The organism is Terriglobales bacterium (assembly GCA_035624455.1).
Classification (GTDB): Bacteria; Acidobacteriota; Terriglobia; order Terriglobales; family Acidobacteriaceae; genus DASPRM01.
Genome location: DASPRM010000012.1, coordinates 23,272 through 36,088, shown reverse-complemented (window position 1 = coordinate 36,088; position 12,817 = coordinate 23,272). Strand labels below are relative to the sequence as shown.

Sequence of the window (12,817 nt, the reverse complement as noted above, 5' to 3'; positions counted from 1 at the left end):
TAATTCTGCTTTCTTAGATTTGCCTGCGAGTTTGACAGGCGAGTTTGCTAAAACCCATAAAAATCCAGAATTAGGAGATCCGCGAAGGGACCGTGAGGTCCTGATCGCCTATGGCGATCGCTTGCAGGAACGCCTGGGCTGCGGGTGGACGGGAAGGGAGTGCCTCTTCGAGGCATGGCTGCGCATTCGCAACAAAAGGGGAGCGCATGTCCCGTTCAATCTCAATCGGGCGCAGAGGCAGATGGATGAGCGCTGGGGCCCACGCAACATTGTGCTCAAAGCACGGCAACTGGGGATCACAACTTATGTGGCAGCACGTTTCTTCATCGATACCGTCACGCGGCCGGGCAGCCTGAGTGTACAGGTTGCCCACGATCAGGACTCAGCGGAAGAAATCTTCCGTATCGTGCGCCGGTTCCAGGAGAACTTGCCGGACTGGCTGCGTACGGGAGTGCTGAAAACCTCGCGGGCGAACGTCAGGCAACTGGCGTATCCCGACCTGGATAGCGAATACCGGGTAGAGACCGCCGCCGACCCGAATGCGGGCCGAGGCCTGACGATCAACAACCTGCACTGCTCGGAGGTGGCACGCTGGCCGCGTGACGGGGCGGAGGTGCTGGCATCACTCCGCGCCGCAGTGCCGCCGCAAGGCCAGATTGTCTTAGAAAGCACTCCCAATGGACTTGGAGATGTCTTCTATCAGGAGTGGGAGCAGGCGGATCGCACCGGCTATGTAAAGCATTTTTTCCCCTGGTGGCTGGATCGTTCTTATCGCTGCGCGGGCGCGTTCGTCGACTGTTTCAGCGAAGAAGAACGGAACCTGATCACCCAAGTTGGCCTGGATCAGGAGCAAATTGCGTACCGCAGACAGATCCGTGCGAACTTTCGCGGGTTGGCTGCGCAAGAGTTTGCTGAAGATCCGGAATCCTGCTTCCTCGCTTCGGGCGAATGTGTTTTCGATCTGGAAATCCTTGAGTCCCGGCTTAAAGCATCTGTGGATCGCGACGGGGACGCTCTGGTCGCCGAAAGCCGCGATAGCGGGCGTCTGCTGATCTGGTGGCCGGCGCAGCTTGGACGCGATTACATCATTGGCGTAGATCCGGCAGGCGGAGGGTGCGATGGGGATAGCGCCTGTGCCCAGGTAATCGATCGCTGGGACGGACGCCAGTGTGCGGAACTGCTGGGGCACTTTACTCCGCAGGAGCTTGCCAGGCGGGTTGCGGACCTGGGCCGAGAATATGGGACAGCGTTGGTAGCCGTGGAGAGAAATAATCATGGTCACGCCGTGCTGGCCCATCTGACTGCCGTACTGAAGTACGCAAACGTCTACGCCCAGGGTTCGCAGCAGGGTTGGTTGACGTCGGTGGCCAGCCGTCCGGTAATGATCGAGAATTTTGCCGCAATTCTGAGCCTGCATCCGGAATGGTTCAACAGCCCTCGGCTGTTGCGGGAATGCAGGACATTTGTGCGCTCCGCCGATGGCTCGTCGCGAGCCGCTTCCGGCAGCCACGACGATTGCGTGATGGCTATGGCGATCGCACTGGCAGTAAGAGGCGACACCAGCTGTGATGCCAGGAACTGCAGACTCGAGCTTAGAGGCGTCGGGAGGGGATGAACTTGGAAGAACCACGGCTTGTTTCAAATCGGGCATAACTTGGCGATTGGCGAAGCGGCTGGGGTGTTATCAGTCACATCGACATCTGAAGTTGCATGATTAAGATTTAGGCCTTGATCCTCTAGCTCGCCGAATGCGGGCGGGAAGAAGAGGCCCGGTTGCCTGTCGTAGCCGTTCAGCACATCCGCCGGATGCGAGGCGGTGCGCAGAGCCATCTAATGCGTGCCGATGACGGCTATTATTACGTGGTGAAGTTTCAGAACAACCCACAACATCCGCGGGTGCTGGCGAATGACTTATTTGCGTCGCGGCTGGCAGAGCGATTGGGATTGCCAGTGGCGGTGAGTGAAGTGGTAGAAGTGAGTGATTGGCTGATCGAGCACACACCCGAGCTGCACATGCAGTTGGCGCAGCAGACGATCCGCTGCCAGGCGGGACTGCAGTTCGGGTCGCGCTACGTGGTGGATCCTCGGGAAGGCGAGGTGTTCGATTATCTTCCTGAAGCGATGATCGGTCGAGTCCGCAACCTTGAGGCCTTTGCCGGCATGCTCGCATTGGACAAATGGACCTGCAACGCGAATGGCCGCCAGGCAGCCTTCTGGAAAAAAGGCCGGGAGCGGAAGTTCACCGCGGCATTCATCGATCAGGGGTACTGCTTCAACGCGGGGGAGTGGACCTTCGAAGATTCGCCGCTGCGCGGCGTGTACCTCCGCAACGATGTGTATGTGGGCGTAACGGGGTGGGAGTCGTTTGAGCCCTGGCTATCGCGTCTCGAGCAGATGGACGTAGAGGAAGTGTGGTCTGTGGCCGAAACCATTCCCCCGGGATGGTACGGTCACGACTTGGACGCGATGGAACAACTGGTCAGCAAGTTGGCGCAGAGGCGATCCATGGCGCGCCGGCTGATCGACGATTTTCGTAACTCCACGCGGCATCCGTTTCCTAATTGGAGGGGCCGTGGGCGAGTGCAGGAAACGCCTGCGGGGGGAGAACAGTTGGCGGTCATCGGCGGATTCGTGGAAGCTGATCCGAGTCGTTGGAACTAGCACAACCTATGGCGCAGCACAGCAAATGCGAGTTTTCGCTTGTCCGCTACATGCCGGACGTGGTGAAGGGAGAGTTCGTCAATATCGGCGTACTCTTCCGATCGCACAGCGAAGGCGGAAGCGATTTTGCCGATGTGCGTTTCACGCGCGACTGGCGGCGAGTGCGTTGCTTGAATCCGGCGGCGGACATCGAAGTCCTGGAGTCGCTGGAAACCGATTTGCGAATGCTGCTCAACGCTGGGGCTGAGGGCGAGCTGATTCTGGGCAGGCTGGAGCAGTATCTTTCAAACAGCATCGAATTGACGCCACCTGCCGCAGTGCTTAGTGACGCGCCGGCGGAAGAGGTCGACCGCCTGGCCGAGATGTACGTGGAACCACGCGTCACCGGCAAGCGCGAGCTCACAGGACGACGGGCGATTCGTGGCCTAATGCAGAGCGCGTTTCGTCGTACTGGCGTCTGGGATCTGCTGTTCAAGGACATCAGCATAGCCAGATACACGGACGCAGATGATCCGCTGAAGATCGATTGCGGCTACCGCCCGAACGGAATTGTGAAGCTGATTCACGCAGTATCGGTGCAGACCTCGGTAGAGCCGGCGCGCATCCTGGCGCTCACTTATCCGGAGATTCAGGCCGGAATCCAGCGGTTGGAGAATGCCAGCAGCGAGTTGACCGCGATTGTCGAGACTTTGGATCGCTCGGATTCGGAAACGCGATTCGCACTGAAGAAGATGGAGAGCGCAGGCATAGTGCTGGCGACCACCGAATCATTGCCAGAGATCGCGGAGAAGATACGCATCGACATGCACGCTTAGCTTGCTTTGTACCTCGTCGTAACGCACCACAAACAGGTTCAAAAACAAATCATGAACATCAAAGACGGATTGTTCGGCGCCCTGCGCCGGCTGGGCGGAGGTGCGCTCGCCGCCAAACCTGAAAAGCGGCGCACCATTGCCCTGCCCTCAATCCTTACAACCTATGCAACGCCGACAAACGCGCTGCCCAAGCCCACGCCTTCGAACCTGCGCAAGTTTGCTGAGACGCCGGTGGCGCGCAAGGCGATTAATACGATCAAGGACCGCATTGCTGGCATGCACTGGAGAGTGCAGCCGCGCAAGGGACGCGCGTTGTCCGAATTACCTGCGGGTCCTGAGCGAGTTCAGGCGCTGACGGAGGCGCTCGAAGCGCCCAATCCGGACGATTCCTTTCGTTCCTTCGCGGAACAGGTGCTGGAAGACATCATCGTGGGTGGGTTCGGAGCGGCGGAGATTGTGGCCACAGCTGACCCCAATCGCCCGGTGGTCTTGTGGCCGGTGGATGGCGCGACCATTCGCATGCGTTCCGACTGGGACGGTCAGCCGAACTCGCCGCGTTATGTTCAGGTGACCGGCCGCTACGGTCCGGAAGGCAACATCGTTCTGAACGACGAAGACCTGATGTATGTGCGGCTGAATCCCCGAACTCACACTCCATTCGGACTGGGCCGGGTAGAGGTGGCGTTTGAAACGATCAACGAATTTCTGGGCGCTCATCGTTACGCCGCCAGGCTGGCGAGCAACACCGTAGTGCAGTACGCACTGTGGCTGCAGGATCTGACGCCGTCGCATCATGAACGCCTGATCCGCTGGTGGCAAGACGAGATTGAAGGCACGGGGCGAGTTCCGATTCTGTCGGTCGAGCAGAAGCCCGAGGTGCTGCGGTTCGGCGGAGGCACCGATGCCGATCTGCGTCTGGAATGGCAGTCCTTTTTGTTGCGCGTCATCGCTGATGCTTTCGACCTGCCACCGATGTTTCTGGGATTGGAGCACGATGTGAACCGCTCCACGGCGGGGCAGCTCTCCAACGATGCTTTTCAGAACGCGGTTGTTCCCTCCGCTCGTTTGTTCGCGGAACACATCACGCGCGATGTGATCAGCAAGAAGCTGGGATGGAATGATCTGGAATTTGCCTTCACCGACTTGGACACGACCAATGCCCGCGAGCAAGCAGAAATTGACGAGATCCTGCTGCGCAATGGCGTGCTTACGGTGAACGAAGTACGAGACATGAGGGGTCTGGCACCGCTGCCAACTCGTTCAGCCTGATCTTCGCGGGCAGAAGAAACCTCACACTCCAGGCAGTACCAAGGACACATGGAATTCGATCTGCAATCGATGGCAATTGACCTGCCGCGAGTGGATGGCCACCCCAACCGGGTGCCATTCCGTGGCGCGCTCACCATGGTGGATATTCCTTCGGATAAGCCGCCGTCGGGAGCGCGTGGACATCGTGTGCTGCTCACGCGGGCTGCGGTGGATGAAGCTTTGCCGTCACTGCTCGGCATGGGACTGGACTACTCGCCTTCACTGGACCGGCACGATGCACGCCGGAAGGTCGGAGTCATTACTGGCGCGGAGGTGTTGTCGCTGGCGACGAGCGGCAGAAGAGCGGTCGGAAGGCGGGCGTCGTTGCAGGTAGAAGGTTATCTGTTTGCGCGCGACTTTCCAGACATCGTGAAAGAAATCAAGCTGCAATCCGGGAAAGCAGGAGCTGGCGAAAGAGATCGAGAGCTCGGGCCAGTAGCATCACCGCGTGCAGTTGCGATCAATCTTCCGTCGGACCATGACACGCCGGCCTTAAACGCGCGATTGCTCCGCGCTCGTGGTGTTTCCAGCAAGACCAACATAAACCTAGCCGGCGAATCAATTCGCCGTTTGGGCATGTCGTACGAGATCGCCGAAGCCCGGGTGGCGGACCTGCGGGCCGACGTTTGGGTAGTGACGCAATTCACGTTCACGGGGGCAGCAGTACTGTGGGCCGACAAGGCGGCTTACGGCAGCACCTGGATTGAACTCGCCCGCAATTAAATTCAAAGGAGATCGAATGGACGAACCAGTCAGTCAACAACTCACAGCCAGCACGGATCGCCTGGCAGCGGCTGCCGAAGCCCTCGAAAGCGCTTTAGCACGACTGAGTGCACAGCAGGAAGAGCTTAGTGCGAAGGTTGAGCGCATCGTGGCGGCAATCGACGAACGTTTGCTCGAGCGTAGCGAAAGTGACCGTGCGCAACCGGACAGCGAATGGAGAGAGCGGATAGCGGAACTGGAGCGCGCCAACTCCGACCTGAAGGCTCAAGCTGCGCGTTTGGCGCGCAAAACACTCTCGCCTCTAGTCTCTTCGCTACTGGCCAAAAATGAAGTGCCGGAAGTCGTCGAGCCTGCAGTGCTGGACAAAGCACTTTCGTCTCTCAGTCCGGAACAGCGGATCGCGGTGAAAGCGGAGATGGCCAGAGCGGGGCTATTGGAATAACCGAGAGCCTCGCTCGCGCGGGCAAACGCAAACAAGTTACTACTTGATTCCATACCTTCTCACGGAGACAACATGAAAGCACAGTTCCTGGACCTGCACGCGGCGGCCGACTTTCTCGGGCCGGGCGCGGTGGAGGTCAATCGCTACCAATCCGAGATCACCGACATCGTGCGCCGCCGCGGCGTATTCGGGCAGCGCATTCGCCAGGTGCCGGCAACCGGGCATCCCTCGCGCTTCTTCGAGCAGACAGCGATCGCGTCGCCAACGCCGGCCAACGGGTTTGTCGATCCCCGCAACATCGTGGCTGCCGTGTCCTCGCCGACTCGCGTGGAGCGCAGCGTTCCATTAAAGGCGCTGGTCTCGCAGATCAACTACAACCTGTTTGACGTAGAAGTGGGCTCGCAGCAGAGCCAGTTTGCCTTCCTGCAGGCCAAAGACCTCGCCGATGCTGTTGACGGCCTGATGCGCACCCATGATGTCGCACTGTGGAATGGCAATGACACTTCGCTGAGCGCGCCGACAACGACGCAATACTATGGCGCGGCGGCGCAGATCACCGCCGGCGGAAATACCGCAACCATCGCTACAACCGCCAGCATTGTGGACGGCCTGAAGTCGGCGGTGGCGCAGATGGTGGCCAATTCCTCGTATGCCGTCCGTCCGACCGCGATCTACGCCAACCCGGTATTGCTCGATCTGATCGATCGCGAAATGAAGGCAGAGTTCAACGTTGTTCTATCCACAGCCGAAGTTGCCGCAGGGATTCGCGTGAAGACCCTCTCCACTCAGGCGGGCGAACTGCCACTCATTCCGGAGTGGTCGCTCGGCTACACCGGCGTACCTGGCAGCGGAAGCGCGGTGCTGCCTGCCTACATCGTCAGCGAGGACATGATCGAGTATCACTGGCTGACGGATCCCAATCCCCGGGCGTTCCAGTTGGGTCTCACCGGAACGCTTGCCACACAGATGGTAGTGGTGAAATTCGGCGCAGTGGTCGTGAAAGGGGCGTCGTACGCGCACTGCGCTGTGACAGTCGATCGGTAGAGAGCTGTTGTCGGCCGACGAGGCCAGCGGTCATCAGGGGCCTGACCGCTGGCCTTTCCTCTATACCTCCAGGCCGAACCTCGAAACCACTCCCTACAACAGAAACCGGAGCACATGAATGCAGTATCTCGACCCATCGGAATATGAGGCGCACGGGCTTGAGGCGGACACACTGAGTTCGTGGATCGCTGCCGCCTCGGCGCTGATCGACGCCCATTGCCGCCGCACTACGCTGGGCGTGGCGCAATACGCAGAGCGCGTGCGCGTCGGTGCGTGCAACACCGCCCGTCTCACCTATCTGCCCTTGGCGACAGTTGCGCCTGCAACGACACCACTGATTTCGGTGCGGGTGCGCTATGTGATGCCGCGACGCGGAGACGAACTCGCCAATATGGCCAATGATTTTGCCAGGATCTTCGGTCTTCCGGGCACGTGGTCAGAGCTTGATATCAGCAACATCGATTATCAGAGCACCACTGGCGAACTCACGCTGCCGATCAATCCCCTGGGCCTGGTCTACAACGAAATGGATGTCACATATAACGCCGGGCTCGCTGAAATTCCCGATGCGGTGAAGTTTGCCTGTGTGCAGATCGTCCGCAACGCCCAGGCCACCCCGGCGCTGAATGTGCGTGCCAATTCGCTGGATCAGATGCACATGGAATATTTCGCCAACACGCTCATCGACGATACGGTGCGCAAGATTCTGGCCCCTTATGTGGCTCAGAGGATCGCCTGATGGATATCGGCGAGGTTCGGCTGCTCTCCGGGCGCGAGAATGCTGCTATGCGCGCGACGGAAGCCATGCTGCGCGCCCTGGGCGGGGCTTCCATCATCCTGCGGCTGCCTGCGCCCGCCAGCGCGGCGAGTATTCCTCAGGAACTGGGAATTGATCCCCCAGCCACTGACGATGTTGAACTATTTCCTGTCATAGTCCGTGATCTCGGAAAGCATGCCGGTCGGCACCGGTTCGAACTGCTGATTGCCGCCAAGACTCTGCAGGCGCTAGTCGAGTCGCGAGGCGAATCGTTTTGTACCAGCCTGCTGAATGCTGCGGCCGGATTTGTGCGCGAAGGCAAACTGCTGATCCTTGCTGACGTGCGGGCGGTCTGGTTTGCGGGCGCCGAGTGTCTGCTGCGCGTGATCGTGTTGGAGTAATCATGCAAGTTGCGAAAGACAGTTTCTATGTCGCCCTGCGCGACCGGTTGGCTGCCCTCAGTCCGGCTCGCACCCTGGAAGCCGGCGGGGTGACCAGGCCGGCAGTGCTGATTGGTGGCAACGAGGTCAGCAGGGCCCTGCTGGAGTTTCCAAACGCCTTTTACCTGAGCTGGGGCTCGGCGGAACGGGCAGATCCCACGCGGATCGTAGCGCTGATGAAAATGCGCTGCCGAATCTCTTACAGCGCTGCGGGCAGCGATTCTGCCGCTGAGCGCGGCCGCACCCTGGGAGCACTTGACGACGAGTTGCTTGCCATCTGCTCGCCCCAGTTGACCGCCACCATGGATTACAGCAAAACCCCAGCCACACCGCTCGGTACGAACGTCTTCTGGTCAAGTCCCAAGCTGGGCGAGATTGTCGATGCCGACGGGCATCTGCAGCGCTCCGCCGAAGTTATCGTGTACTGCTTCTCGGAGGTGGCAGTATGAGCGAAGCCATCGCCCTCCGCCCCAACATGCTGCCGATCGCCAGCCGGGTACGAGCGTACTTCGCACCCGTGGATCGCACGATGGAGACTCCAGTGATCTTCGATCCCGCGAAGCATGGCGCTTTCGCAGTGGACTCCCCACCATCCCCCTGGGTTGATCTGGGGCTAGTAACCGGAGTGAAGCGAACGGCAATTACCGAGATGCACGTGCTCCAATCGGGAACCCGGGGAGCAGCATGTGGACAATATCGTTCCAAGCTGGGGGCCCGCCTGGAATTGGAGTTTTGCGAATGGGGCAAATTGCAGATGGCGCTGGCCGGCGGATCGCAGCACATGAATGTGCTCGCCGCTGATCCCAATGCCGACGCGCAGCCCTCAGGCGGATCGGCAATTGCTCCCGTTGCAGTTCTCTCAGGATCCACCGCCAGCGAGATCGTACTTGGCATAGGCGCAGTTGACGCTTTCAGTGTCGGAGACATAATCGCCGTTGATGTGGATTATCAACAGCAGACTGGTTATGTGGGAACTGGAGTCGCCGCCGCTTACGTGAGCGATCCGCTCGATGTTTTGCGCGATCGCGACTACGTTCGCCGGGTCACGTTCAATGTTGGACGAGTGGCTGACAAGACCACTACCTCGCTGATTCTGTCGCAGCCTCTTATCGGCGGGACGCCCCCAAGTGCGGCCGCAGCGCAGAAGATAAGTGCTTTTGTGGATCGTGAGGGAGGATCTTTTTTCCAGGAATGGTCAGCGCTGTTATTGGTGGAGGCAGCGTCGGGTGGCCGAATCTGCTTCTACTATCCGCGGTTGCAATGCGCTGCACCCGCAGCGGAATCTGGCTATGCCCTCGATCCCGAATTTCAAGGATGGGCATTGCGGGCCAGCTTCCTTGCTCTGCCATACATAGATCGCAACGACAACCAGCAGGTGGTGTGCTACCGGAGCTACTTCCCGTCCGCGGCTGCAGGCTTGTACTGAACTAGCTCGGATTATTACCGGAATGCGAACACGACTCACGATTCTGACTTCGTCTTCCTGATTTGCCAATAAAAACCAACGAATGAAGCTGACAATCGACAATCTCGATGGCGCCGGAGTGCGCGATTACACTAGTGTGACCGATGCCCAGGGTCTGCCAGTGGTGCAGCGAAGGCTCAATCAGCCTGCTGCCATGCGCGTGTCGTTGTTGGGTACGCCGCAATCACCGCCGGTCCCGGTGCCGGGCGCCCGCGTGATTCTGGCGGCCGAAGATGGACGCAGCTTCTTCACCGGATACTTGTCGGAGGCTCCTGCATTCGAGTACCTGGGCTGGGGCGAGCAGGGACCGGTCTATCGCTACGATCTCAAGACGATCAGCGACGAGTATCTGCTCGACCGCAAGAGCTGCCCGTCCCGCGCTGATTTCGTCGCAAGCACAGCAAGTGAGATTCTCACGACCCTCACCAACGATCTTGCGCCAGGGACGCTCGACACGACACCAGCACAGCCCTGCGACGTGATTCCGCGCTACAGCGTGGCCTCAGACCGGAACTGGTCCGAACAGGCCGCAGAAATCTGCTTGCGTGTGCGTGGCAGCTACCGCGTTCAGGATCACAAGCTCATCCTTGCTCCGCTGAACTCCAACGCTTATACGCTGGACGAAACAGCGCCGCAATTTGAGCCCGCCGGCTTGAAGATTGTCTCGCGTGGACGGCACGCGAATGACATCACCGTTTTCGGCGCGGTGGAACCGTGGGCATACGTCAAGGACTATTTCCTGGGTGATGGTGTCACGTCCCGCTTTTATTTGTCGCAGACTCCATATGCTCGTCGCAACTACGTTCTACTCGAACAAGAGTATGAGTCAACCCTCGATCCACGCTGGTGGAAGCCAACCGATCCGCAGGGCGCGATTTTTATTCAAAGCGGAAAGCTCTGGATACAGGATGGGACGGGTGCGGATGGGGCCACTGTTGTTCAGTTCGCGGAACGGCTGGAACTCGGGGGAGCAGTGGTATTGCAGCATGGCGATGTGAGTTTCATTGCTGCATCGGATGGGATTCTCGGCGGTTTATACACATCTTCCGTTTCGCTGGCGAATTGTCTTGCGGGATTTCGTATAACCAAATCAGGCGCACAGTCTCAGATTTCGGCCTGGATAAATGCCGCGGCGGTCGGAACGCCACTCACGACCTCCGACGGACACCACTACGTCATCAGCACTCGTATGTACGCTATGGAGGTATTTCGTTCGCGACAACGCTTCCATGCATCGCAGCATCCTGCCGGCAACGCATTAGGGGGCGAGGAGGTCCCTTGTGACGTCCGCATTGTGCTGGAAGTGCATGACGTCGATCCCAATAATCCCGTATCGCTGGTCGCGCCTTCCACCGTGTTGTTTGATGGCCTCGTGCAAAACGCTCCGGGCGTTTGTACTTACGCGCTCGTGAACGCTCTTGATATGCACTGTGCGCTTGCCTACACACGACTGTTGCGCGCACCCGAGGCTGTGGTACGCAGCTGTCTCCCCGGCCAACCATATCGCACACGCCTAGTAGGTGCGCTGACTGACGGTGCGGAATGCCGGCTGGGGTCTAACGGTGACCTGGCCTTCTACTCGGCATTCATTCCTGCTGCCAATGAAAAGCTGGTGGTCTCTTACCGGACAAGCGGACGAGCAGTTGCGCAGGCAACTGATCCGGCCGACATCGCCGCCCAGGCAATGCCGGGTGACGATGGAATGCGGGGCTCGGTCGTCCATCTGGCAATCCCCGAACCGCGTACCTCGCGCGATTGCGCCAATGCTGCGCTCGCCATGCTGGACGACAGCACTCAACAGCCGTGGTCGGGCACCTATGAGACAGTGAGCGATTTTCTCCCCGATGCAGCGCTCGACATCTTCCCCGGGGATGGGCTGGGCATAAACGCCCCGTCGCGAGGATGCAGCTTTGAGGCCGTGGTTCGGCAGGTGGATATCACTGTTCTCGATCTGTCCTCGGACAGAAGCCAATACAGAATCGCCTTTGCGAATGATGCCGCCGACCCTCTGGGATTTCATCATGACAGCAGCCACGTGCAGGGCATTGCGCAAATCACGGTCACTACGATTCAGCCCGACCCGGCGGTGCTTCCCGGCCTGCCGCAGGCGGAAGTGGTCGACCTCACATCCACGTGGGTGACGATTGACGCGGGCGTGGCGCCTCCTCCCGGTGGCGGATTTGAGGTGCGCCGCAGCGACTCTGGCTGGGAGGCGGGCAACGATCGCAACCTGATTGCCTGGTTCACGGTCCAGACCTTCACCGTGCCGCGCCTGGCGCGGGCACAAGACTATTATCTGCGGCAATATGATGGCTCCACTCCGCGCCGCTATTCTGAATTTTCCACCCTCTTGCACGTGGATTATCCGTTATGAGCATTGCAGTTGAACCGCGGGCGCGAAGCCGAATGATTCAGCCCGGTCTCTTCGCCCAACCGCCAGTCAACAGAAGTATGAACAACAGCAATTCGTCAGGTCCGCAGCCGCTATTTCGCCGAGTCATATGGTCGTCAGTCGTTTCGCTGGCATTGTTTGGCGCGGGATGGGTTTCCGCCCAGATTCGCGGCGACGCCGCACAGGATGTTCAGATCGCCACGCTGCGGCAGCAGGTGGATGAAGTCAATCGCAGAATTGAGACCATCCGCCCGGCGAACGAGTTGGTAGCCCAGGAGCAATTCAACGAATTCTCCCGCAACGTCATGTCGCAATTGGCCGACATCAAAGCCGAACTGGTGCGGCAGCGGGAGTGGCGCGACCGCCGCCATTAGGTTGTTGGCTGAATGCCGGCTGCTGAATAAGTTCACTTTCACATAAGGAGAGAGGTATGAGTTTCTTGGCAAAGTTGTTGCAGGGGTTTTCCTTTATTCCGGCCATCGTTCAGGGTATCGAATCCCTGTTCGGCGGACGCGCCGGCACCGACAAGAAGCAGGCTGCACTGTCCTTTATCAGTTCAGCGCTTTCGATGACGGAAGCAGTCGCCAACCGTGACATCGTCGATGACTCCAAGTTTCATGAGGGCTTGAGTAAGATCATCGACGGTGTGGTCGAGTGCATGAATGCCAGCGTGTGGTCGAAGGCCACCGCAAGCAAGTAATCGCCATCCAAAACAACATGGCCGGCCCAATGGCGGCCAGCGTTTCGCACGCGGTTACCCCGTCCTGTTC

General features: G+C 59.3%; 14 protein-coding genes. All 14 read left to right on the top strand.

The features are described from left to right. Positions 1-31: 31 nt before the first annotated feature. The 14 genes from VEG30_01165 to VEG30_01100 all read left to right on the top strand — a co-directional run bounded on the left by VEG30_01165 (position 32) and on the right by VEG30_01100 (position 12,747). Entirely contained in the window at positions 32-1,615 is a 1,584-nt protein-coding gene (locus tag VEG30_01165; protein HXZ78508.1) for a terminase, read from the top strand. Between the two features lie 158 nt (positions 1,616-1,773). Beyond that, a complete protein-coding gene (locus VEG30_01160) occupies positions 1,774-2,661 on the top strand; it encodes a HipA family kinase (protein ID HXZ78507.1) in 888 nt (295 codons plus the stop codon). Positions 2,662-2,669: 8 nt separating this feature from the next. Continuing rightward, positions 2,670-3,476 carry a DUF3037 domain-containing protein gene (locus tag VEG30_01155; GenBank protein HXZ78506.1) on the top strand — a complete coding sequence of 269 codons (807 nt, stop codon included), beginning with the start codon at positions 2,670-2,672 and terminating at the stop codon, positions 3,474-3,476. A gap of 51 nt (positions 3,477-3,527) precedes the next feature. After that, entirely contained in the window at positions 3,528-4,745 is a 1,218-nt protein-coding gene (locus VEG30_01150; protein ID HXZ78505.1) for a phage portal protein, read from the top strand. A gap of 48 nt (positions 4,746-4,793) precedes the next feature. Next, a complete protein-coding gene (locus VEG30_01145) occupies positions 4,794-5,507 on the top strand; it encodes a hypothetical protein (GenBank protein ID HXZ78504.1) in 714 nt (237 codons plus the stop codon). Positions 5,508-5,523: 16 nt separating this feature from the next. Next, positions 5,524-5,949: a hypothetical protein gene (locus VEG30_01140; protein ID HXZ78503.1), complete on the top strand. Its 426-nt coding sequence runs from the start codon at positions 5,524-5,526 to the stop codon at positions 5,947-5,949. A 72-nt stretch (positions 5,950-6,021) separates the two neighbouring features. After that, positions 6,022-6,993 (top strand): hypothetical protein, encoded by a 972-nt coding sequence (locus tag VEG30_01135; GenBank protein HXZ78502.1) that lies wholly within the window; start codon positions 6,022-6,024, stop codon positions 6,991-6,993. A 118-nt stretch (positions 6,994-7,111) separates the two neighbouring features. Further along, positions 7,112-7,732 carry a hypothetical protein gene (locus VEG30_01130; GenBank protein HXZ78501.1) on the top strand — a complete coding sequence of 207 codons (621 nt, stop codon included), beginning with the start codon at positions 7,112-7,114 and terminating at the stop codon, positions 7,730-7,732. Next, positions 7,732-8,151 carry a hypothetical protein gene (locus VEG30_01125; GenBank protein HXZ78500.1) on the top strand — a complete coding sequence of 140 codons (420 nt, stop codon included), beginning with the start codon at positions 7,732-7,734 and terminating at the stop codon, positions 8,149-8,151. Before VEG30_01130 ends, VEG30_01125 begins: the two co-directional genes overlap by 1 nt. Before the next feature lie 2 nt (positions 8,152-8,153). After that, positions 8,154-8,639, top strand: coding sequence for a hypothetical protein (locus VEG30_01120; protein HXZ78499.1), 486 nt, complete (start codon positions 8,154-8,156; stop codon positions 8,637-8,639). Beyond that, positions 8,636-9,616, top strand: a complete 981-nt coding sequence (locus tag VEG30_01115) for a hypothetical protein (protein HXZ78498.1) — start codon at positions 8,636-8,638, stop codon at positions 9,614-9,616. The genes VEG30_01120 and VEG30_01115 overlap by 4 nt, the downstream gene beginning before the upstream one ends. Positions 9,617-9,698: 82 nt before the next feature. Beyond that, positions 9,699-12,029: a hypothetical protein gene (locus VEG30_01110; protein ID HXZ78497.1), complete on the top strand. Its 2,331-nt coding sequence runs from the start codon at positions 9,699-9,701 to the stop codon at positions 12,027-12,029. Beyond that, positions 12,026-12,421 carry a hypothetical protein gene (locus tag VEG30_01105; protein ID HXZ78496.1) on the top strand — a complete coding sequence of 132 codons (396 nt, stop codon included), beginning with the start codon at positions 12,026-12,028 and terminating at the stop codon, positions 12,419-12,421. The genes VEG30_01110 and VEG30_01105 overlap by 4 nt, the downstream gene beginning before the upstream one ends. Positions 12,422-12,477: 56 nt before the next feature. After that, the gene (locus VEG30_01100) at positions 12,478-12,747 is read left to right on the top strand and encodes a hypothetical protein (protein ID HXZ78495.1); all 270 of its coding nucleotides are present in this window, start codon (positions 12,478-12,480) and stop codon (positions 12,745-12,747) included. Positions 12,748-12,817 lie beyond the last annotated feature (70 nt).

Coding starts and splice junctions, on each gene's coding strand:
- VEG30_01155 (HXZ78506.1), top strand. CDS start 2,670: ATGGCGCAGCACAGCAAATGCGAGTTTTCGCTTGTCCGCTACATGCCG.
- VEG30_01150 (HXZ78505.1), top strand. CDS start 3,528: ATGAACATCAAAGACGGATTGTTCGGCGCCCTGCGCCGGCTGGGCGGA.
- VEG30_01145 (HXZ78504.1), top strand. CDS start 4,794: ATGGAATTCGATCTGCAATCGATGGCAATTGACCTGCCGCGAGTGGAT.
- VEG30_01140 (HXZ78503.1), top strand. CDS start 5,524: ATGGACGAACCAGTCAGTCAACAACTCACAGCCAGCACGGATCGCCTG.
- VEG30_01135 (HXZ78502.1), top strand. CDS start 6,022: ATGAAAGCACAGTTCCTGGACCTGCACGCGGCGGCCGACTTTCTCGGG.
- VEG30_01130 (HXZ78501.1), top strand. CDS start 7,112: ATGCAGTATCTCGACCCATCGGAATATGAGGCGCACGGGCTTGAGGCG.
- VEG30_01125 (HXZ78500.1), top strand. CDS start 7,732: ATGGATATCGGCGAGGTTCGGCTGCTCTCCGGGCGCGAGAATGCTGCT.
- VEG30_01120 (HXZ78499.1), top strand. CDS start 8,154: ATGCAAGTTGCGAAAGACAGTTTCTATGTCGCCCTGCGCGACCGGTTG.
- VEG30_01115 (HXZ78498.1), top strand. CDS start 8,636: ATGAGCGAAGCCATCGCCCTCCGCCCCAACATGCTGCCGATCGCCAGC.
- VEG30_01110 (HXZ78497.1), top strand. CDS start 9,699: ATGAAGCTGACAATCGACAATCTCGATGGCGCCGGAGTGCGCGATTAC.
- VEG30_01105 (HXZ78496.1), top strand. CDS start 12,026: ATGAGCATTGCAGTTGAACCGCGGGCGCGAAGCCGAATGATTCAGCCC.
- VEG30_01100 (HXZ78495.1), top strand. CDS start 12,478: ATGAGTTTCTTGGCAAAGTTGTTGCAGGGGTTTTCCTTTATTCCGGCC.